Source organism: Salinimicrobium terrae DSM 17865, from assembly GCF_000424665.1.
Lineage (GTDB): Bacteria > Bacteroidota > Bacteroidia > Flavobacteriales > Flavobacteriaceae > Salinimicrobium > Salinimicrobium terrae.
This window is the reverse complement of the sequence record NZ_AUKI01000024.1, coordinates 80,020-102,080: the sequence shown is the minus strand read 5'-3', so window position 1 is coordinate 102,080 and position 22,061 is coordinate 80,020. Positions and strand designations below refer to the sequence as shown.

The window sequence follows — 22,061 nt, the reverse complement described above, 5'->3', positions numbered from 1 at the left end:
ATTCCTTATTCGTTTAAATAAGTCTTTTCATATTTACATCCTCATAATTTCTCTTTACAAAATCCAGGGCTGTTCTAATAATTTGCCCCATGGAGCGTGCCCTTTTGAATTTCATATCGCTGGAGAATTCGTAGAGTTCCTTCCGTAGTTGTTTTACGTTAGATTCATTCGATATCTGGTCATTGAGAATACAGCGCATCAATTCCTTATAACGGGACTGGGCATTGATGATCCTTTTTGCAAGCAGGGAACGCTCCTCCCTCCTGTATTGCTCTATGGAAGATTCCTGCAGCTTCTCTGCCACCAATTGCACCATCTTATAGTTCTCTTTAAAGAACTGAGGCCTGTAAACTTTTAAACTCCCTTCAAAACACTGTTGATCAAAGTCTATCGCTCGGATCTGGTACTCCACATGGTCAAAATCGTGGGTGGGAATGATTACATAATTATAGGAACGCATGTCTCCCAACAACCTGATTGTACACCGTTCATTAAATTTCACAAACTGCTTGGCAATTTGAGTTTTTGCCCGGTCATCACACATTGGAAGTTCATCCTCTATAAAAACATCTCCTGGAATGCCGGCAATGTGCTCTTCAATCAGCGTATCCCGGTAGACTAGGAAATTTATTCTGTGCGGGGAAAGTATGTGTTCAAATTCAAGTCCGTAAATACGCGAGGCATCTGCCTTTTTAACGTAGAAATATGTAAAACTGTCATTAAGAATATTTCGGATTTTTACCCGGAAAGGCTTTGAATTCCCGAAAGTACAGTAGTCAATCGCATCTACATTAAGAAATTCCAGGGAGTCATCACTACCGTCGGAATGCAGGATGGTATATACCTGCTTCAGGCTGTTGTCAATATCATCTCTTTCATAATCGGGATAATAACAACGCACCCAAAAAGTGTCTTCATCATGTTGATCATACACAACAATAGAACCCGAAAACCTCAACAAATCATCATAAAAAACAGGAATTTTAGTGTTGCGGTTGTATTTCGCCAGATATTTATGGAACCGGTCATTAACCGGGAATGATGGTTTCTTTTTTGACATTAATTTTTCCTGCATACACTGACTTTCCTCAAAAATAAGACTTCTTTTCATATAGGCCTGTAACAAAACGTTAACTTAGACGTCAAATGTTAAAACCGGATAATTTTGAGCACAATTCTTCGCCTTAACAATCTCACAAAAAGATTTGGTCCCGTCACCGCGGTCAAAGATCTTTCATTCTCAATTGAAAAAGGAAATGTTTACGGTATACTTGGTCCCAACGGAAGCGGTAAATCTACTACTCTGGGCATAGTATTAAACGTGGTCAACAAGACCAGTGGTGAATTCCAGTGGTTTGATGGAACACAAAGTACTCATGAAGCCCTTAAGAAAGTAGGAGCTATTATTGAACGCCCCAACTTCTACCCATACATGACAGCAGCCCAAAACCTGGAGCTTGTGTGTAAGATTAAGAATGTGCCGCCAAATAATATTGATGAAAAGCTGGAACTGGTTGGACTGTTGGATAGAAGAAACAGTAAGTTCCGTACTTTTTCCCTGGGAATGAAACAACGCTTAGCCATTGCTTCTGCTTTGCTTAATGATCCCGAGATCCTTATCCTCGATGAACCAACTAACGGTCTTGATCCACAGGGAATTCATCAAATAAGAGAGATCATTACCAGGATCGCCTCTACGGGAACCACTATATTACTGGCTTCTCACCTCCTGGATGAAGTGGAAAAAGTCTGTACCCATGTAGTGATCATCAGGAAAGGTGAAAAACTGTACAGCGGTCCGGTAGATCAAATGAACGCAAGTTTTGGTTTTTTTGAACTTAAAGCATCAAATGAAGAGAAATTGCTCGCTCTTCTCGAATCCCATCCCGCATTCGGAAAGGTGATTCAAAAAGGGGGAATTATTACTGCCTTTCTGGAAGAACCATTGGAACCGGAAGCTCTTAACACCTACCTTTTTGAGAATGGTCTCGCTCTTTCCCAACTCGTGAAACGAAAAGAAAGCCTTGAGGAACAATTTCTAACGTTAACTAACCAAATTACTGCCTAATGCTACGATTACTTAACATAGAATACCACAAACTGCGGTTTAGTAAATCTTCAAGGGTTTTAATCACCACTTACTTTATTCTTATCACCTTTATAGCCCTAATTGCTTCTATTGAATTCAACTTTGGAAATGTGAATTTCAGGCTGGCCGATCAGGGGATCTTCAATTTTCCCTACATATGGCATTTCAACAGCTACATTGCCGCTCTTCTTAAGTTATTTCTGGCTATCGTGATTGTTTCCATGATGTCCAATGAATACAGCAACCGCACGATCAAGCAAAACCTTATTGACGGGCTCAGCAAAAAGGAATTTATCCTTTCTAAATTCCTTACGGTTGTTTCGTTCGCACTATTATCTACCATATTTCTTTTTGTTGTATCACTAATCCTCGGGCTATTCTTTTCAGATTATACAGAGATCTCCATCATCTTTTCAGACATGGAATACCTGCTGGCTTACTTTATCAAGCTCACCGGTTTCTTTGCTTTTTGCATGTTCCTTGGGATATTTGTAAAAAGATCGGCATTCGCACTTGGTTTCCTGTTCATTTGGTGGATCCTGGAGAGCATTGTCCGGGGAGTTATGGAGTATAAGATCTTCAGGGATTCAAACATTGCTGAAAATATCGCCCAATTCTTCCCACTCGAATCTATGGCCCTGCTTGTAAGGGAGCCATTTACAAGGCTCAACGCAGTTCAGTCGGCAGCCAATCAACTAGGATCGGAGATCACGAAAGACTATTCCATTCACTGGTATCAACTTCTTATTGTAATCCTGTGGATCGTTATTTTTGTTTACCTGTCTTATTTACTGCTGAAGAAAAGGGATCTGTAATAAGCCTGATCTTAAACTTTTTAGAAACCGGTAATATTTGCTGATAGCTTTAAAATTGGTTATTTTTGCAGGTCAGCAAAAAATCCTATGAAATTTAAAGTTAAGTCCGATTTTCAACCCACCGGAGACCAGCCGCAGGCCATTAAGCAGCTGGTTAATGGGATAAATAATAAGGAGAAATATCAAACCCTTCTTGGAGTAACGGGATCTGGGAAAACCTTCACCGTTGCAAACGTGATCGAGGAAGTGCAAAAGCCGGTTCTGGTACTTGCTCATAACAAGACACTGGCTGCGCAGCTTTATTCTGAATTCAAGCAGTTCTTTCCGGAAAATGCAGTAGAGTATTTCGTGAGTTACTACGATTACTATCAGCCTGAAGCTTTTATACCCTCCTCGGGAACTTATATAGAAAAGGATCTTTCGATTAACGAAGAGATCGAAAAGATGCGCCTTAGCACTACCTCTTCCCTTCTCTCCGGAAGAAGAGATGTAATTGTGGTAGCTTCAGTATCCTGTCTTTACGGTATTGGAAACCCGGTGGAATTCAAAAAGAACGTGGTTTCCATCCAGAAAGATATGGTAATCTCCCGCACTCAGCTGCTCCATAAGCTTGTTCAAAGTCTTTATTCAAGAACTGAAGCAGAATTTAATCACGGGAACTTCAGGATTAAAGGAGACACTGTAGATATTTATCCCAGTTATGCCGATAATGCTTTTAGAGTACACTTTTTTGGAGATGAGATAGAAGAGATCGAAGCTTTTGATCCTGCTACAAATGACCTGATTGAAAAATACGAGCGCCTAAACATTTATCCTGCTAACATGTTCGTGACATCGCCCGATGTGCTGCAGGGAGCGATCAGACAGATCCAGGATGACCTTGTAAAACAGGTGGACTACTTCCAGGATATTGGAAAACATTTGGAGGCAAAACGCCTTGACGAGCGCACCAACTTCGATCTTGAAATGATAAGGGAGCTGGGCTATTGTTCGGGAATTGAAAATTACTCAAGATATCTCGACGGCCGCCTTCCCGGCACAAGACCTTTCTGTTTGCTCGATTATTTCCCTGATGACTTCCTGATGGTGGTGGATGAAAGTCACGTTACAATCCCTCAGGTACATGCAATGTATGGCGGAGACAGGTCCAGAAAAGAAACTCTGGTTGATTACGGCTTCAGGCTTCCTGCAGCTATGGATAACCGTCCTCTTAAGTTTGAAGAGTTTGAAATACTTCAGAATCAGGTGATCTATGTGAGTGCTACTCCGGCAGATTATGAACTTCAGAAGACAGAAGGAATGTACATTGAGCAGGTAATTAGGCCGACGGGATTGCTGGATCCTGTTATCGAAGTGCGACCCAGTCTCAATCAGATTGACGACCTCATAGAAGAAATGCAGCTTAGGATCGACAAGGATCAGAGGATTTTGGTAACCACCCTTACAAAACGCATGGCCGAAGAGCTCACAAAATACCTCACCCGAATTGATATACGATGCCGCTACATCCACAGCGATGTTGACACTCTGGAACGAGTAGAAATTATGCAGGATCTTCGAAAAGGCCTTTTTGACGTGCTGGTTGGGGTGAACCTTTTACGGGAAGGACTGGATCTTCCGGAAGTTTCCCTGGTCGCAATTCTCGATGCCGATAAGGAAGGTTTTCTACGAAGCAACAGGTCTCTTACACAAACTATTGGCCGTGCTGCCCGACACCTTGAAGGAAAAGCAATTTTGTATGCTGATAAAATCACAGATAGTATGCAAAAGACTATTGACCAGACGGAGTACAAGCGTGAAAAACAGCTGAAGTACAACGAAGTCAACAACATTACTCCTACTGCGCTTAAAAAGTCTTTCGAAAACATGCTCGTGCGCAAAAAACCGGAGCCATACATCTACGAAGTTGCTCCTGATCTTAAAGCCGCCGAGGCCGAAACAGAATACTTTAGTAAACCTCAACTGGAAAAGCGAATCAGGGAAAAACGAAAGGCTATGGAATCGGCTGCCAAAGAATTGGATTTCATGACAGCGGCAAAACTGCGGGACGAAATCAAAATGCTACAGGAGAAGGTGCAGGAAGCATTCTAAAATGTTAAATATTTTATATTGTGCTGTACTACAGTAGGATAAATTGGTATATTGAATCCCATTGGTGCCTCCCCAGGAAAAAAATTCACTCGTGTACAAACTTCTTTTGGTCGGGATGGCATTTCTTCTATTTGCTCCCAATATTATTGCGCAGGTAGGGATCAATACTCATGATCCAAAAGCACAATTGGATATACAAATAGAGAACCCCACTTCTCCCTTACCTATCGATGGTATTCTAATTCCACGGGTTTCGAATTTTCCTACCACTAACCCAACGGTTGCCCAACATGGGATGCTACTTTTCCTTACCACTCAAAAAGAGGATTTCTCACCCGGATTTTACTGGTGGAATTCCACCTCCGGAAATTGGGAGAGTCTGGCAGGCAAAGCTACGTCTGACTTTTACAAAGTTGGGACTACCTTACCCGCCACCAGTCTGGATGATGCGATCTTTAGAAAAGGTAATGTGAACATTGGAGGTCCATCCCAGAACGTGAAGCTGAAAGTAATGATAGATAATCAGGAAGAGCATACCATCCGGACGGGTCTTGAGGTGGAAAACGCGAACTCTACTGCCAAAAATGTCACTTATGGCATTGTTTCCAGTAATAATACTGCTACAGCCGATAAAAAATACGGAATAAAAAGTTCGGTCAGTGCCAGCGGAATAGGAATCCACTACGGCATCTTCAACGAAGTGAATCAAAACTCAAATGAAGAGATATATGGAATTTACAATGATGTAGGAAAAACATTTGGTGCCACAAAGAACCATTACGGCATCTACAACGAGATTGGTACGGCCCAGGGGAACGGATTTGTTTACGGCATCTACAGCACCGCCTTTGGCAATGATCCAAAAAAGGTATTTGCAGGATATTTTGCGGGAAGAGTAGGTATAGGAACAACAGGAAATGATTACGTGCTACCGGATGTAAGAGGTTCTCAAAATCAGGTTTTAATGACAGATGCCGATGGAATTGTGGGTTGGAAATATCCTAATTCGGGCACTTACTCCTCCACTGCCTCTAACACCGGAGCCTTTGTAATTCCGGAAGAAACTTATACTCTTCGTATCAACAACCAGGTGAACAGCGTGTTAATTCCCGATGCATCTTTAAACAAGGGCAGGTTACTATATTTGATCAACTGGCCTGGAAATTCCATAAAGAACCTGGATTTCACAGGAAGTAATGATTTGTTGGATATTACAACAAATTCAACAGTGAATACCATAGATCCCGGAACAAAATATCTAATTCAAAGTGCCGGAAATCGATGGATCCTTCTGGATAAATAAAAACGCCCCGAAGGGCGTCTCATACTGAACTTTTTAGAAAGATATTATTTAATATCAATCATTCGTTTTGCCTGCACTTTTGCATCTTCACGTTTTGGAAGGTTAATCACCAGAACCCCTTCCTTATATTGAGCCGAAATTTTATCGGCGTCTACAGTCTCAGGAAGGCTAAAGGCTCTTTTAAAGCTGCTGTAACTGAATTCCCGACGGGTAAATCTTCCGCCGTTATCCTTTTTTTCATTCTCTTTCTTTTCTTCAGCAGAAATTGTGAGAACTCCATTGTCCAACTCCAGGTTAAAATCTTTCTTCGTCATTCCCGGAGCTGCAAGTTCAAGTTTAAAGGCTTCATCACTTTCAGCAATGTTTACAGCAGGAACACTGGTTCCAATGCGGTTCATTCCTGCGTTACCATTGTCCCAATCGGTTTTGAACATGTCGTCGAAAATTGAAGGAAGCCAATTGTCGGCGTTTCTTTTTACAAGGTTCATAACTAAAATATTTTGAGATTAAACTTTATTTTTTACTCCAATTCTTTATAGGCAAATTAAATACCAACCGAAAAAACAAGACTTTTTGACATAACTAATATGATAAAACATGTCATTATGGTGGCATTCCTTTGAGTAAATGGAAAAAACCTTTTTCATAAACTACCAACACTTCCTTAATCCAATATGGTTATGTACTTTTACAGCTTAAATTTTACGCATGCCTTTATCTAATAATGACATCTTCAAAAAATTAAGAGTAGCCTTGAAATTACGGGATGAAGATATCGTCCATATTTGTTCTCTGGTGGATTTTAAAGTCACAAGAAGTGAGATTGGAGCCATTTTTCGTAGTGAAGACCATCCGAAATACATGGAATGTGGAGACCAATTCCTACGGAAATTTCTGAACGGCCTGGTGATCTACAAACGTGGGCCTATGCCTAAAAAAGAAGATAAAAAGTAACTGATGGAAGTTGTTGCCGAGAAAAGAGAAGTGGCGGCTGCTGAAGTTGCCCTGCTTAATACAAAATATCGAAACCTCAGTCTTCATGAGAGAATTGAGGAGCTTTACAAAGATTTTAAACTTTCCGAGGTAATGCTTACCAGCTCCTTTGCTGCTACCTCCGCCTTCCTTTTAAAATTATTTTCTGATGTTAACCGGGACCAGCTGGTTTACTTCATAGATACCGGATATCATTTTGAAGAAACTTTACAATACAAAAAGAAGCTGTCTGAAATTTATGGGCTTAAAGTAAAATCCATAAATGCTGTAAAAGAGGAACACGAGTTTACCAAGAATGACCAGACCTGGAAAAAAAATCCGGATTTCTGTTGTCATATCAACAAGGTAAAGCCTCTGGATCAAATCAAAGCGAAATATACTGTTTGGGTGAGTGGCTTAATGGAATGGCAAAGTGATCACCGTGCAAGCTTAAACATTTTTGAGAACCGGGGAGAGATCCTCAAATTTTACCCTTTGCTGGATGTAACTAAAAAGGAGAGGGATGAATTTATAAAAGAACATCAGCTTCCTTTTCACCCGCTGGTGGCGAAAGGTTATAGTTCCATTGGGTGCTCCCATTGTACACTTCCCGGAGAGGAAAGAAGTGGCCGCTGGAACAATAATCCAAAAACCGAATGTGGCTTACACCTTTAAATAAAAAGACCCAGAGAAATTAATTCCGGGTCTTTTCAGTTTAAAAACAGTCTGTTTTAACTCATTTGCTTAACCACAGTAAATTCGTAGATCTTACCTTTCATAAAATGTTCGCTGGAAAGCTCCTTATTAGATAACTGCTTTTGAATGTAATCATTTACCTCTCCATTAGGAGAAGCAACTGACAAACTCTGGATCTTTTGATCTTCAGATACCGAAAAGAATACCGTTACCTCAAGTGGTTCACAGGCGTTGGCTAATTCCATGTTTGTAAGCATTCTTTCAATTTCGACAGATACTGAATCCTGGTTTGCAAAACCTTTGATCTCCCTGGCAGATGCTGTTAAAGAAAAGATCATTGCAAATACTAATAACAACAATTTTAAATTTTTCATGATGTTCGTTTTTTAATTAATTGATCGATTTGATGATTGATGATTTACTATAAAGACTTCATAAAGAGGTAATTGTTACAATCAAATATAATTTTTAACAATTATTTAATCTTTTTGGCTGTAAGGTTAAAAAACCCGGTAATTAGCCGGGTTTTATTTAAATTGACGTTAGCTTTATCTTGTTGCCTGTACCCTTACAGGTAATTCATAGATCTTCTCTACATCCCAGGAATTACCATAAAGTTTTTGATTCTCTAACCTTCTTTTTAGAAAAGAATTTACTTCCTCATTTGGAGATTTTATCAACCTGATCTCTATTTTCCTCTGCTCATTTACTTTAAAGATAACTCTCACAGTAAATTCTTCTTCAATGACTAAACCTGAATCCAAAAGCATTTGTTCGATTTGATCACTAATTGATCTGTTTTTTTCTTCGAAAGTAAAATTAGGGTTTGCATAAGTTGCAGTTGATACTGTGAATACAAAAGCGGCTAAAAAAAGTTTTAAATTTTTCATGATTGTTAAAGATTAATTGATTGATGATTATACGCTAAAGACTGCAAACACATTTTTTTGTTACAGTCACATCATTTCTTAACCTAATTTTAACCATGAGCCTTTTATCAATGAACTTGACTTTACTCTCTAGGACTTTAAAGGTTTGCCTTAATATGAAAAATTTTAACTGAGGAACACTAAATAAAAAAACCCCGGAATTTACCCGGGGTTTGTTTTTAAATTTTATGTGGCTATTAAGCCAGCACTTCCTGAACTTTATCTGCTGCTTCCTGGAATTCAACGGCACTGTAAACATCAAGTCCGCTGTTATCAATTAACTCCTTGGCAATGTCTGCATTAGTTCCCTGGAGACGTACAATAATAGGTACATTAATGGTATCTCCCATGTTTTTATAGGCATCAACAATTCCTTGTGCAACACGGTCACACCTTACAATTCCTCCAAAAATGTTAACCAGTATGGCCTTTACCTTTTCATCTTTCAGAATAAGACGGAAAGCTTCCTCAACTCGCTTCGCATCGGCAGTACCTCCAACATCGAGGAAGTTTGCAGGTTCCCCACCGGCTTGTTTAATAAGGTCCATAGTTGCCATTGCAAGTCCGGCACCGTTTACCATACATCCTACGTTTCCGTCAAGGTCCACATAGTTAAGACCTACAGCACGAGCTTCTACTTCTACCGGGCTCTCCTCACGCTCATCACGCATTTCGGCGTAATCTTTATGACGGAAAAGCGCATTATCATCAAGAGTTACCTTGGCATCGACAGCCATGATTTTGTCATCACTGGTTTTAAGTACCGGGTTGATCTCGAACAAAGAGGAATCAGATTTTGTAAATGCTTCATAAAGAGACATTACGAATTTTGTCATTTCTTTAAAAGCATTTCCGCTTAATCCAAGATTAAAGGCAATCCTGCGAGCCTGAAATGGCATTAATCCCGTAGCAGGATCTATTTCTTCGTTAAATATCAGGTGTGGTGTTTCTTCGGCTACCGTTTCTATATCCATACCACCTTCTGTGGAATACATGATCATATTCCTACCTGTAGCACGGTTTAGAAGTACAGACATATAATATTCTTCCGGTTCATTGTCGCCCGGATAATAAACATCCTCGGCAACCAGGACCTGATGAACTTTTTTTCCTTCGGCAGAAGTTTGCGGTGTTACCAGATTCATCCCGATAATTTGACCTGCAATATCTTCAACCTCCTGAAGATTCTTGGCAAGTTTTACTCCGCCACCTTTACCACGTCCACCAGCATGAACCTGGGCTTTAATGACATGCCATCCGGTACCGGTTTGTTCTGTAAGTTTTTTTGCAGCTTCAACTGCTTCTTTTGCATCCTGGGCAACAATCCCACGCTGTATGCGGACTCCAAAACTGTTTAAAATTTCTTTACCCTGATATTCGTGTATGTTCATAGTAAGGTGTTTCTTCAGTATTCGTTAAGGTTGACAAAAGTAACAAATGTTAGAGGATTCTGCCAATCTTTTTGGTACAAGCACCTAAATCTAACATTTTCTTTACTTTTTTGTTTTTAACCTGAATTCCCGGAAATCCAGAGGATCAAAATTCCTGAAATGTCCATTAAGTTCAATGACTTGTTTAGTGCGGTTCATCTCCTGGACAATGGGTATTGTTATGAGAAGGTGATTGATCAGGTATTCCTGTCTTTTCTTTTCTGAAGTTAGCTTAAGAAGGTCATATTCCTGCTCCTGCGATAAACCTATCTTATGGGCAAGGGTGTAACTATTAAAACTGTTTTTGTCTATTAGTGGTCGAGGTACTTCAAGATGCACGTATAGTTCAAAGATTAAGTCCAGTAATTGATTTTTCAAAGTTCTCGTAGAGTCATCACGATTTATTACAAACTCGACGTCACCTCCAGCATAGAATTTTCCAGGTTCATTTTGTTCAAATCTCCTGATCCTGAATACCCGAAGACCCTGACTTAAAATATCTTTGGCACCAGAATCATAGTTACGTACAATTTTTAAAAGTTTCATTTCTGTTCCAAATTCCAGACGATTATTTATGTAAAAAGGAATCCCAAAGTGAATTCCGGTACTTTGGCAATCTTCTATTAATTGGATGTAGCGTCTTTCGAAGATATGCAAAGGCAAATTTTCGCCGGGATATACCACGCTTTTTAAAGGAAATAATGCAAGCCGGGAAACCATAATAAATTGATTTACAATAGTAAATTACAAAAATTCCTCATTTGGAGTAAACTAAGACTGCTAAAATTTTCATTTATGTCTATTATAAAATAACATTTTGTTAGAATTGGTTAATTTTCAATCAGCAGTGCGTAATTACCAAAAATCCCTTTTACTTTTGCGCCTTTAATTTATTACTATGAACAACCAGGACCTTTTAAAGATTTCGGCCGAATTTGGCAGCCCAATATATGTTTATGACGCTGAAAAGATCATTGCCCAGTATAATCGTCTTACTACGGCTTTTAGTAAGATCGAAAACCTGCGGGTACATTATGCTGTTAAGGCTCTTTCCAACATTTCTATCCTTGGATTGTTCAAACAATTGGGAGCCGGGCTTGATACAGTCTCTATACAGGAAGTGAAATTAGGCCTGGAAGCAGGATTGGAACCATCCAAAATCATTTATACACCAAATGGAGTCTCCCTGGAAGAAATTGAGGAAGTAGCTGCAATGGGTGTTCAGATCAATATTGACAATCTTTCTATACTTGAACAGTTCGGAACCAGACATCCTTCGGTTCCTGTTTGCATAAGGATCAATCCTCACGTGATGGCAGGTGGCAATACGAATATTTCTGTGGGGCACATAGACTCCAAATTTGGTATTTCTATTCACCAGATCCCACACCTCATGCGCATCGTGGAAAATACAGGTATGCACATCAATGGAATTCACATGCACACCGGCAGTGATATTCTCGATATCGAAGTTTTCCTTTATGCTTCGGAAATACTTTTTGACACAGCCCGTAATTTTAAAGATCTGGAATTTTTGGATTTTGGAAGTGGCTTTAAGGTGCCTTACAAAGCAGGTGATATTGAAACCAATATTGAAGAGCTGGGGGAAAAACTTACCGCAAAGTTCAAGGCATTTTGCAAGGAATATGGTCGCGACCTTACCCTTGCTTTTGAACCCGGAAAATTCCTGGTGAGTGAAGCCGGAAAGTTCCTGGTAAAAGTAAATGTGATCAAACAAACTACCTCCACCGTTTTTGCTCAGGTTGATAGTGGCTTTAACCATTTGATTCGACCCATGTTGTATGGTTCACGTCACGAGATCCACAACATTTCCAATCCAGGTGGTAAAGAAAGGTTTTATTCAATAGTTGGTTACATATGCGAAACCGACACTTTCGCCAGTAACCGCAGAATTTCAGAAATCAAAGAAGGAGATATTCTTGCTTTTGACAATGCAGGTGCTTATTGCTACTCAATGGCCAGCAACTTCAATTCCCGATATCGTCCACCTGAAGTTATGTGGTATAATGGAGCAGCACATCTTATTAGAGAAAGGGAAACTTTTGAAGACCTTACCCGTGGACAAATCCTTCTGGGTTTCGAGAAGGAATTTGCCGAAGATAAGTAAGACAAACTCCTGAAATATTTTGAACAGCTCCAAACGGAGCTGTTCTTTTATGGTAGAATTTTTTGATTAACTAAAAATGAAGTTAATCTATTATAATTATATTAGAATTAAATCACAAACTGCTTTTCTGCTCAACCCGGCTCTTCTAATTTTATAAATTATTAATTTTAAATACTTTACACATGAAATTTAGAACATTATTAACCTGTACTACATTCTTGTTCCTTATTAATTTAAATGTCAGTTCTGCTGTCGTAACAGAATATAAATCGGCACAACAACAACCAGTAGAACAACAGGAAATAACAAATGCTCAACTGGAAAAGTTTGCCAGCGCTATTTTTCAATTAAGACAAATTGATGAAAATGCACGGACAGAAATGGGAGAACTTATACAGGAGCAAGGAATGGAACTTCAACGTTTCAATCAAATCTATGAGGCAAAAAGAAATCCGGCAGCCGAGCTTAATCTTTCAGAACAGGTAGAGCAGCAATATGAAAAGATCATAGATAAACTGGAAGGTCTTCAGCAAAATTATCTGGAAAAGAAGCAAAATGCGATTACTCAGGCTGGTTTAGATATGGACATTTTCAAAGTTATTGCCGATCGTGTGCAGGCAGATCCTGAATTCAGAGAAAGATTGGCAGTTATTATTGAAAAGATTGATTTGGATTAGAAACTCCTAACCAGTTTTCCGGAACGAGGTTTGTGCCTACAAATTTTAAGGTTAAAGTTGCCTCATTGTGCGCAGGAAAAAGCTTATTCTTTACCTTTCTGAATTACTACCTTTAGTTTTTCAGAAAACCTAAAACAAATAAATGATAAACATGATGAAGTACCAGGTCTGTTATTTCTAATGATAATTAGCAGTTCCAGTTTAACGGCTAAAACAATGTAACAGATAAAGAAGTAGGGGAATTTGGTGTTTTCATTCTGATTAATTCCCCTACTACAGCTAGTATTTTTCTCTCCCGGAAACCTTCCTTTTCATTAGATAGAGAGGAGAAATCAGCAAAATAATTACAGCCATAATTTCGAGTCTTCCCAGCCACATCAAAAGAGAAAGAAGGTATTTTGCATTTTCGGGCATACCAGCACCCGTGATTCCGGTGCTCAGGCCCACATTACTTAAAGCCGATGCTGTATCAAAAAGAACTTGATAAAAAGTATATTCCTCTCCTACCATTAAGGATAAAAAGAATGTTCCAAGGGTAAGAGTTATTACCCATAGGAAAAGTACATTGGCAGCTTGCTGAATATGATTTCTCATCTCTTTCACGTCCTTCACTTCTCCGTCTAAACTAACTTTAGCTTCTTTCTCTTCAGGATACCATACCTGCTTCAAACTTCGCCAGATTCCCTTTGCAAACCATGCAAATCTTACAGTCTTAATTCCTCCACCTGTTGATCCTCCATTGGCTCCCAAGAGCATCAAAATGATTAAAACGAACAAAGGAGCCATGGGCCATACGGCAAGATCCACAGTATTCAATCCACATGTAGCGAGTGCAGAGGTGGCCTGGAAAAGTAGATCGATGAACGGGATCTGAGGATAAATCCATAAAAGCAAAAGAAAGGTGGTTACCAGGAACAAAAAGAAATAATGAAGTTGGGTCTGCTTTGCAATTCTTTTTAAATCAAATCTAAAAATGAGTAAATAATGGATTTTAAACGCTATTGCACCCAGGATCATGATAAACACAGTTATAGCTTTTATCTGTGTACTATAATCTGTAAAACTATTGGACGTAACGGAAAAACCTCCTGTTCCAAGAGCGGTCATTCCATGATTTAAGGCCTCCCAAAAAGGCATTCCCACAAGATAAAATAGAAGAATTGAGATAATGGTATAACCAATATATATCCACCAAATCTTATAAATAGTAGCTCTGAAGGGTGCATCTTTTATCTGCCATTTCCTGGTTTCGGCTCTATAAAGTCGTTCCTCATCATGATTAAGCTTCAGAAGTATTGAGACAAGCATGATCACCCCTATTCCACCTATCCATTCTGAAAAGGAACGCCACCATTGCAGGGTATGAGGAATTTCGGAAGGATTTTCCAGCATGGTCAAGCCGGTACCGGTGAATCCTGAAACCGATTCGAAAAAACTATTAACCAAGGTTTTAAAAACCGGAAGTTGGTTGTACATTCCTTCTGGCGCTGTGAGGGCTATCCAATAAAAGGGAATAGTTCCGAAAAGAGAAATCAGAAGCCACGCCAGGGCCACCAACATTACCGAAAGTCCTTTACTTGTTTCTTCCCCACCTCCTTTGAAAACGTGAAAAAATAGCTGGCCTGTACCCAGGCTCACCAAAGCCATTCCCGCGAAAGGCAAAATGGCAAACCATTCGGAATATACGATAATAACAGGCAGGGATAAAACAGCTAAACCTGCAGGAATATGTAAAAGCTTTCCTATATCTCTTAAAAAGGCCCTTAAGGTAGATCCCAATTAATAATTTGTTTTAAAACTAAAAGTTACCAAAATGCTTTCCCTCCTTAAAATAGAAATAATAAAAAGAAACATTAATAATTTCGACTTAAAATTGAGAACGAAAAGTTTATTTTCAAGCTTTAAATTTTTAAGATTGAGTTTTAAGTTTATACACTTCCTTCCAGTTCCAGCCCGCATACTTCAAACTGGAAGTGAATTGTTTGTCTATCTGGAGGTGATTGTCAAAGATATACCCGTGATTCATCCAGTGACTTCTATACGTTTTCAACTCCTCTTCATTGTGCTTGGCAGCATCTGGCTCCTCCAATCCAAGTTCGAGATATTTTACTATTCCGTTAAGCAATACAGTTATTTTCTTGTGCTGGACAGAATCCTTTTTCCAGTCGAGTCGAATTATCATGAGCACCTCATAAAGCCTTGCAAGCTGAACTATTAAGGCAGACTCATGTTCTTTGGAGAGAAAATAATTAACCATTGGGAAAGCTATGTAACTACTGGCATTCTGCAGTATCTGCTGCCTGAGATCGCTCGCATTTGAAATTAAATATTCAAGGTCATCTTGTTCCTTGTAAAAATTAAAGATCTCCTCCACATCCTTACCCATTGTAGAAATTAGAAAAGAAAGCTGTTTTTTGGAGAGTACGGCATTAAGTACACTTAGTAGATAAGTTAAACCCGTAGTGATCAAGATAAATCCCGAAAAGGCCAGAATTCCTGTAAGGATCCTGCTGGTATCGGTTCCGGGTACAAAATCTCCGATCCCAAGGGTAGATAAAACATACCCGGTAAAGTAAAAACGTTCGGGGTGAGTAGCCGGTAATCCGGTGGTTCCATTCACCACCATCTCTTCTCCCGCAGTAAATACTACATAAGTCCCAATAAACAACAACAACATCCAAAAAAAGGTTGTTAATAAGAGATGGCTGATTCCGGAGAACTTAAAGATTTTACGGGAGCGGTTCTGGATCATGATCCGGTTAAGGATTTGGTTAATAATCCTTGAAAAATAGCCAAACCCATTTCCGGAAAGTGTAGTATGAAAGAAATCGAGGTAAGTAAATAAAATGATTGCTAATCCAATTACTATTTGAGCAGTCTCCATATTAACCGAAATTAATTAAAAGCTCCTTAAAAAAAACTAATATCTACTTAAACTTTTCTAAAGCACCTGCCCTCTATCCCTTATTTGGTAATTGATTTCGTAAATTAAGATAAATCAAAACAAACCGACATGAAACTGGAAAATGAAAAAGAAAAGGAATTTATCAAGCCCCTGCAAAATGCAAAGGACCTGGATCCTCTCCTGGAAAAAATAGGAGATTCAAAATATGTGCTATTAGGTGAAGCCAGCCATGGCACCCATGAGTATTACACCTGGAGGGCCGAAATCTCTAAAAGATTGATCGAAGAAAAAGGATTTTCCTTCGTCGCGGTAGAAGGTGACTGGCCCGATTGTTTTGAGATCAATCGCTGGGTTAAGGGGCTTCCCGGCACGCCTTCTGAAATTTCAGACGTTCTCCAGAACTTTGAACGCTGGCCTACCTGGATGTGGGCGAACTGGGAAATTGCCGCTTTCGCTGAATGGATAAAAAATCACAATGATAATCTCGACCCGAAGAAAAAAATTGGATTTTACGGTCTGGATGTGTACAGCCTATGGGAATCAATGGAAATTATTGTCAATTATCTGGACAAAGAAGATCCTGAAGTTGCTGCTCTTGCCCGACGTACGGCAGATTGCTTTGAGCCTTATAAGCAGAATGATTCTTATGTCACAGCTTATCGCGGTATGAAGCAAAAGTGTCGTAACGAAGTAGTGCAACTGCTTAAAGAAGTCCGGGGAAAAACAGAACAGTATGAAAATGAAGCCGAAGCCGGACTCAATGCTGAACTTAATTCCCTGGTCCTCAAAAATGCCGAAAAATATTATGAAGCCATGGCACAATTCGACCATTCTTCATGGAATGTAAGGGATAGTCATATGGTAGAAACCCTGAATACTCTTACAGATTATCATGGAGATGATGCTAAAGTGATTGTTTGGGAGCACAATACCCACATTGGAGATGCCAGAGCAACCAGTATGGCTTCAAGCGGGCTTCACAATGTAGGACAGCTGGTAAGGCAACAACATGCAGATGATGGTGTTTACCTCGTAGGCTTTGGGTCCTATGAAGGATCGGTGGTTGCAGGGGAGTTCTGGGGAGCTCCAATGAAAAACATGAACCTGCCAAAAGGAATTGAAGGAAGTATCGAGAAAATGTTACACACCCTGGGCGCAGAGAATAAGTTACTTCTTTTTGAAGAAGGAAGTGATCTCTCGAAAAAGCTTGAGGATAAGATTGGTCATCGCGCTGTAGGTGTGGTATATGATCCTCACCAGGAACGCGGTAATTATGTCCCCTCAAAAATGTCAAAAAGATATGACGCTTTTCTGTACATCGACAAGACCCATGGATTGCACCCTCTCCACCTTAAGCCCGACGGAAGTAAAACTCCCGAAACTTATCCCTTCGGAATTTAGATTCTCTTATGAAGATAAAGATCCTTGGCACCCGCGGAAAAATTGATCCTAAAGCTGAAAACCACGTGAATCATACCGGCTTTCTAATTGACGATAAGATCCTTATCGATGTAGGAGAGCCGGATTATATGGTTTACAAACCTGAAGCCGTGGTTTTCACTCATTTTCATCCCGATCATGCTTTCTTTGTACCCAAAAATGAAAAATTCGCTCCCAAAATTCCTCTTTTTGGACCCGAAGCACATGAACTCATTCCAGAGCTGCAGGTGATTTCCGGAAAGTTTGAAGTGGCCGGTTACCACTTCACTCCTATTCCGGTTATCCACGCTTTAAGACTAAAATCCCTCGGGTACGTCATCCAAAAAGGGCAAAAAAGGATTTTCATCACGGGCGATGTCGCCTGGATAGAAAAAGCTAATTTGGAAAACCTGCCACCGCTCCATCTTATTGTTACCGAAGCGACTTTCATTAAAAAAGGTGGAAGAATAAACCGTAAAAAAGATCGCATTTTTGGACATACAGGAGTACCAGATCTTATTCGGTTACTAAGTCCCATAACGCAAAAATTAGCCTTTTGTCACTACGGGGAATGGTTCTTCGAAAATGAACCTGAAAATAGCAAACAAAAAATTAAAGCACTGGAAGAAGATGTAGAACTAATTCCTGCTCATGACGGGATGGAAATAGAGGTTTAATTACCCGAAAAGTTCCTTTAATTGCCCGACATTTTCCGGGGCATGAGCATGTATATCATTATTAAAGTAGATATAGATCTCCTCAAATCCGCTGTCGGAAATCTTTTTGTGCCATTCCTTCAACTCGTCTTTTGTGTAGAGGTGGTCATACCAGTCCTTTCCTGTTCCGTGGAAACGCAGGTAACCAATCTTACTTGTGGTGATAAGCTCCTCGGAAAATTCCGGACTCGAGATAGATGAAAAAATGATCTTGTGCTTTTTCAGGATCTTGTAAACTTCCTTATCATACCACGACTCATGACGAAATTCCAGTACATTCTTAAAACCGGGATCTAGTGTCTGGCAAAAACTTTCAAGTTTTTCGTCATTGCGGTGCAGGTTTGGTGGCAACTGCCAGAGAATGCAGCCAAGGTTCTTTTGGAGGAGTTTTGCCAGTGTTTCAAAATCCTGAACACTCTGGTCAATTTCTTTCAGCTTTTTTCTGTGAGTAATATAACGGTGACCCTTTAGGGTGAACTGAAAATTTTTATTGATCTCCACCGTGTCAAAAATGGAAGAATAGTGTTCCAGCCATTTCCGCTGAGGCATTTTCTGCGGATAAAATGGCCCGCGCCATTCCTTGTAATTATATCCGGAACAGCCAATATGAACCTTCATTTCTCCTCTTTTTGACAGGATGGGCAAAAATATGTACTCCTGCCAGAAACTTTTATTTGCTTCACTTTTCCGTCACATTTAGGACAATCTTCCCCATCCTCCCGATGCTGAATTAACCAGGATTTTGGGAACTCCTTTCGAACTCCTTCCTTTTTGATCGCCATTTCCAGAACGGACCTCAGCTTTTTATATAGTTTTTTCTTTTCTGAAGCAGATATTTTATTCGTCTTTGACTTCGGATGTATTCCGGCCTGATACAGCATCTCGTCTGAATATACATTCCCAATACCAGCCATCATATGTTGATCCATTAAAACACCTTTGATACTCCCGGTCTTTTCCTCCAGCAACTCCAAAAATTCCTTTTCTGAAAGTTCGAGCGCATCCTTACCAATTTCATTCTCCTCCTGAAATTTCTGAAGGTCTTCAGCTAAAAAGATCTTTCCGAGTTTTCTTCTACAGGTGTAAGCCAGCCGGTAATCGTCCTCAAAATGAATGATCATTTTGGAATACTTCGGCGGGTCCTGATTTGCATAATACTCCAGCTTTCCGGTCATTCCGAAGTGAAAGATCAAAGAAGCATTCCCGCTTGTAGAAATTCCAAGATATTTCCCCAGGCGTTCTGCTTTTTTTAATTGCTGCCCCTTTAATTCCTTCTGAAACTTTGATGCGGGCGATTGTAAGAGCGAAGCATCTGGAAATTCAATTTTTTTAATAGTTTTATTTAAAGAAGTTTCAGTAACATAATTACGGAAAAGTGTAATCTCGGGTAACTCTGGCATAATGTATGTTTTTATAATATTCCTTCAAATTAATTAAAATCAACCTGCTACACCATAATTTAAGAAAAGTTTCAAATAATCTCTAGTGGGAAGCCTTATCTTATTTCATGTACAGAAAATACCTGTTACCCTTGAAAAAAAGTTTTTATTTATTTCTCCTTATTGCTCCCCTACTTGTGGGAAACTGGAGCTGTGCAGCAAAGAAAAATATGGAAGAAGAAAAGATCGTTTACCAACAAAACAAGATTATACCCGAAAGTATTTTAAATGAAGCTAAAATCGCCCTTTCCTATTACCCCGAACTTAAAGATGTAGAAATTGAATTTAAGTTTAAAGATGGTATCAAAAAATCCTTTATGCAGGCCCAGCCAAACAAATCAAATCTTTTTAAGGGAAAAAATGACCGCACCTACAATATTTATATGAGCAGTAAATTTGTGATAGAGGAAGAAGAATTCTCTATGGCCGATATTCCATCAGATGTTCTTATTGGCTGGCTTGGGCACGAGTTAGGGCACATTATGGATTACCGGGACAAATCGGCCATGGGACTTATCATCTTTGGAATAAGGTACATAACATCAGATAATTATATTAAGGAAGCAGAACGCGCCGCAGACACTTATGCGGTAAACAGCGGAATGAGTGATTATATCCTCGCTACCAAAAATTTTATCCTCAATCATTCCCATTTATCCGACACCTACAAGAACAGGATCGCCCGGCTTTATCTATCCCCGGAAGAGATCCTCGTGCTGGTTAACGAACTCGAGGAAAGACTGGAAGAGGCGGAGAAAGAAGAAAGCTGAAATTAAAGAATAGTGTGAACACTTTATGATGAATTTTGAATCTTTCGTGATTCTAAAAGTGCAGCGATCTCAGCTCTTTTTCCGGATATAGGGGTTGATAATCATTCACTTTTCCCTGACTCAACAAATTTTTCCCATTCTGCGAACTTTTCTTCTTTCATGACCTTTTCCATTTTTACCTGTCCGCCTTTCTTTTTATTGGAGGCGCTCCATTCGGTAAAAATTTCTGGGTCCACCATAACCACTTCTACCCCTTTTAATGCTTTACTTCGGGCCACACCATAATTCTTGTTGGATTCCTGTAAGGCTTTGTCAAGTGATTCTGCCAGTTTCTTTTCATCAACTTTTCCTTCGGTTCCCAAATACCACTTGTGGATATATTCACCATCTTTTTTTACCGCTGCCACAGTAAATTCGGGAATTGTAATATCGAATTTTTGTTCCATTTCTTTTATGGCCTCATTCATCTTATTAACAGACAGCTGAGATCCCACCACATTGAGGAAAAACTTCGTCCTCCCAGTTATCCTAATCTCCAGGCGCTCAACATCGGTAAATTTTACTGTATCTCCAATAACATAGCGCCACGCTCCTGAAACTGTACTTATTAGAAGCACATAATCCTTCTCGGGTTCAACTTTTTCCAAAGGCAAGACAGGTGCGTCAGGTTTTACAGATCCATCCTCTGTAATAAATTCAGGTTTAAAAGGAACAAATTCAAAATAGATCCCATTGTCGACTACCAGCTGCATGGAACGGGTTTCGGGACGCGCCTGGAAAGCCATAAAACCTTCAGAAGCCAGATAAGTATCAATCACCTCCAGGGGTTTAGCGACCAGCTTTTCAAAAGCTTTTTCATAAGGTTCAAAAGCCACTCCTCCCGTGGTATAAACCAACAGGTTTGGCCAGATCTCATGAATATTTTTGACATCGTGGTACTCTAAAATTTTTTTGATCATCAATTCGGTCCATGAAGGAATACCGGACATTGCACCAATATCCCAGTTCTTTGCCTCTTTAGCGATCTCCAAAACCCGCTCATCCCAATCTTCTATTTCAGAAATTTCCACTCCGGGTTTATAGAAATTCCGGAACCAAAAAGGAATATTACTGGCACTAATCCCGCTTATTTCCCCTTCCTCATGGTCTTCAACCTTATTAAGATCTGTAGAACTTCCCAGCATCATGATCTCTTTTTGGAAAAAGTCTGAAGGGAGATCATAATTTGCCAGGGAACCAACCTGCTTTATTCCGGTTTGGCGAATGGCTTCCACCATGTCTTCGGTTACGGGAATTCTTTTACTCGATTTCCCTGTAGTTCCAGAGCTTAGAGCAAAATAAGGAGGTTTTCCGGGCCAGGTTATGTCCTCTTCCCCTTCGTGCATCCTGCTCCACCACTCTTCATTGATTTTATTATAGTCAAAAATGGGAATCCTGGAGGCAAATTCTGTCTTTATATCGTTTGCCTCAAGAATCTCATCAAATTTGTAGTATTTTCCAAAAGCTGTGTCTTTTGCTTTTTGAAGCAAGCCTTTTAGCACGTCAACCTGGGCTTCATTAGGTTGCGGTTGAGAAGTTACGGCATCCCGTGCCTGTATGAGTCCTTTTATAATTGATCCTATTACTGCCATTTCCTAAGAAGTTTAGCTGAAAATACTGAAAAGGTCATTAACAGCCCGAAA

General features: G+C 39.7%; 22 protein-coding genes. 11 read left to right on the top strand and 11 right to left on the bottom strand.

Annotation, left to right across the window (positions count from 1 at the left end; all coding sequences use genetic code 11):
* Positions 1–13 precede the first annotated feature (13 nt).
* On the bottom strand, positions 14–1,075 hold the full coding sequence (locus H148_RS0112015; protein WP_029035026.1) for a hypothetical protein: 1,062 nt from the start codon (positions 1,073–1,075) through the stop codon (positions 14–16).
* Between the two features lie 90 nt (positions 1,076–1,165).
* Between H148_RS0112015 and H148_RS0112010 the strand changes: the two genes are divergently transcribed.
* The 4 genes from H148_RS0112010 (at position 1,166) to H148_RS0111995 (ending at position 6,298) form a co-directional block, all read left to right on the top strand.
* Complete coding sequence (locus tag H148_RS0112010; protein WP_029035025.1) at positions 1,166–2,068, top strand: ABC transporter ATP-binding protein; 903 nt, start codon at positions 1,166–1,168, stop codon at positions 2,066–2,068.
* Positions 2,068–2,904 (top strand): ABC transporter permease, encoded by an 837-nt coding sequence (locus tag H148_RS0112005; RefSeq protein ID WP_029035024.1) that lies wholly within the window; start codon positions 2,068–2,070, stop codon positions 2,902–2,904. The genes H148_RS0112010 and H148_RS0112005 overlap by 1 nt, the downstream gene beginning before the upstream one ends.
* A gap of 87 nt (positions 2,905–2,991) precedes the next feature.
* Positions 2,992–4,995 carry an excinuclease ABC subunit UvrB gene (uvrB, locus tag H148_RS0112000; protein WP_029035023.1) on the top strand — a complete coding sequence of 668 codons (2,004 nt, stop codon included), beginning with the start codon at positions 2,992–2,994 and terminating at the stop codon, positions 4,993–4,995.
* Between the two features lie 91 nt (positions 4,996–5,086).
* Positions 5,087–6,298 (top strand): hypothetical protein, encoded by a 1,212-nt coding sequence (locus H148_RS0111995; protein WP_245583425.1) that lies wholly within the window; start codon positions 5,087–5,089, stop codon positions 6,296–6,298.
* Positions 6,299–6,342: 44 nt separating this feature from the next.
* Here H148_RS0111995 and H148_RS0111990 read toward each other — a convergent pair whose 3' ends face one another.
* Entirely contained in the window at positions 6,343–6,786 is a 444-nt protein-coding gene (locus tag H148_RS0111990) for an Hsp20/alpha crystallin family protein (RefSeq protein WP_029035021.1), read from the bottom strand.
* A 220-nt stretch (positions 6,787–7,006) separates the two neighbouring features.
* On the opposite strand from H148_RS0111990, the gene H148_RS0111985 reads away from it, so the two are divergent.
* Both H148_RS0111985 and H148_RS0111980 read left to right on the top strand, forming a co-directional pair.
* Entirely contained in the window at positions 7,007–7,252 is a 246-nt protein-coding gene (locus H148_RS0111985; protein ID WP_029035020.1) for a DUF1456 family protein, read from the top strand.
* 3 nt (positions 7,253–7,255) lie between these two features.
* Positions 7,256–7,945, top strand: a complete 690-nt coding sequence (locus tag H148_RS0111980) for a phosphoadenylyl-sulfate reductase (protein WP_029035019.1) — start codon at positions 7,256–7,258, stop codon at positions 7,943–7,945.
* A gap of 56 nt (positions 7,946–8,001) precedes the next feature.
* Here H148_RS0111980 and H148_RS0111975 read toward each other — a convergent pair whose 3' ends face one another.
* From H148_RS0111975 to H148_RS0111960, 4 genes are all read right to left on the bottom strand, one after another.
* Positions 8,002–8,340, bottom strand: a complete 339-nt coding sequence (locus H148_RS0111975) for a hypothetical protein (RefSeq protein WP_156877251.1) — start codon at positions 8,338–8,340, stop codon at positions 8,002–8,004.
* 174 nt (positions 8,341–8,514) lie between these two features.
* Positions 8,515–8,856: a hypothetical protein gene (locus H148_RS0111970; protein ID WP_029035017.1), complete on the bottom strand. Its 342-nt coding sequence runs from the start codon at positions 8,854–8,856 to the stop codon at positions 8,515–8,517.
* Positions 8,857–9,092: 236 nt separating this feature from the next.
* The gene (sucC, locus tag H148_RS0111965; protein ID WP_029035016.1) at positions 9,093–10,286 is read right to left on the bottom strand and encodes an ADP-forming succinate--CoA ligase subunit beta; all 1,194 of its coding nucleotides are present in this window, start codon (positions 10,284–10,286) and stop codon (positions 9,093–9,095) included.
* A gap of 102 nt (positions 10,287–10,388) precedes the next feature.
* Positions 10,389–11,045: an LON peptidase substrate-binding domain-containing protein gene (locus H148_RS0111960; protein ID WP_029035015.1), complete on the bottom strand. Its 657-nt coding sequence runs from the start codon at positions 11,043–11,045 to the stop codon at positions 10,389–10,391.
* 178 nt (positions 11,046–11,223) lie between these two features.
* Between H148_RS0111960 and lysA the strand changes: the two genes are divergently transcribed.
* On the top strand, positions 11,224–12,453 hold the full coding sequence (gene lysA, locus H148_RS0111955; protein WP_029035014.1) for a diaminopimelate decarboxylase: 1,230 nt from the start codon (positions 11,224–11,226) through the stop codon (positions 12,451–12,453).
* A 182-nt stretch (positions 12,454–12,635) separates the two neighbouring features.
* The gene (locus tag H148_RS0111950; RefSeq protein WP_029035013.1) at positions 12,636–13,130 is read left to right on the top strand and encodes a DUF4168 domain-containing protein; all 495 of its coding nucleotides are present in this window, start codon (positions 12,636–12,638) and stop codon (positions 13,128–13,130) included.
* A gap of 279 nt (positions 13,131–13,409) precedes the next feature.
* On the opposite strand, the gene H148_RS0111945 is transcribed toward H148_RS0111950, so the two are convergent.
* Together H148_RS0111945 and H148_RS18370 are read right to left on the bottom strand one after the other, a co-directional pair.
* On the bottom strand, positions 13,410–14,909 hold the full coding sequence (locus H148_RS0111945; RefSeq protein WP_037325186.1) for a TrkH family potassium uptake protein: 1,500 nt from the start codon (positions 14,907–14,909) through the stop codon (positions 13,410–13,412).
* A 130-nt stretch (positions 14,910–15,039) separates the two neighbouring features.
* On the bottom strand, positions 15,040–16,014 hold the full coding sequence (locus H148_RS18370) for a potassium channel family protein (RefSeq protein WP_029035011.1): 975 nt from the start codon (positions 16,012–16,014) through the stop codon (positions 15,040–15,042).
* A 129-nt stretch (positions 16,015–16,143) separates the two neighbouring features.
* On the opposite strand from H148_RS18370, the gene H148_RS0111935 reads away from it, so the two are divergent.
* A complete protein-coding gene (locus H148_RS0111935) occupies positions 16,144–17,436 on the top strand; it encodes an erythromycin esterase family protein (RefSeq protein ID WP_156877250.1) in 1,293 nt (430 codons plus the stop codon).
* Between the two features lie 8 nt (positions 17,437–17,444).
* Complete coding sequence (locus tag H148_RS0111930) at positions 17,445–18,131, top strand: MBL fold metallo-hydrolase (RefSeq protein ID WP_029035009.1); 687 nt, start codon at positions 17,445–17,447, stop codon at positions 18,129–18,131.
* Here H148_RS0111930 and H148_RS0111925 read toward each other — a convergent pair whose 3' ends face one another.
* Complete coding sequence (locus H148_RS0111925) at positions 18,132–18,788, bottom strand: DUF72 domain-containing protein (RefSeq protein WP_029035008.1); 657 nt, start codon at positions 18,786–18,788, stop codon at positions 18,132–18,134. It lies immediately after the preceding gene.
* Complete coding sequence (locus tag H148_RS0111920) at positions 18,785–19,570, bottom strand: Fpg/Nei family DNA glycosylase (RefSeq protein ID WP_029035007.1); 786 nt, start codon at positions 19,568–19,570, stop codon at positions 18,785–18,787. Before H148_RS0111920 ends, H148_RS0111925 begins: the two co-directional genes overlap by 4 nt.
* A 209-nt stretch (positions 19,571–19,779) precedes the next feature.
* Between H148_RS0111920 and H148_RS0111915 the strand changes: the two genes are divergently transcribed.
* The gene (locus H148_RS0111915; protein WP_029035006.1) at positions 19,780–20,379 is read left to right on the top strand and encodes a hypothetical protein; all 600 of its coding nucleotides are present in this window, start codon (positions 19,780–19,782) and stop codon (positions 20,377–20,379) included.
* 101 nt (positions 20,380–20,480) lie between these two features.
* Here H148_RS0111915 and H148_RS0111910 read toward each other — a convergent pair whose 3' ends face one another.
* Positions 20,481–22,010, bottom strand: coding sequence for a GH3 family acyl-acid amido synthetase (locus tag H148_RS0111910; RefSeq protein WP_029035005.1), 1,530 nt, complete (start codon positions 22,008–22,010; stop codon positions 20,481–20,483).
* Positions 22,011–22,061 lie beyond the last annotated feature (51 nt).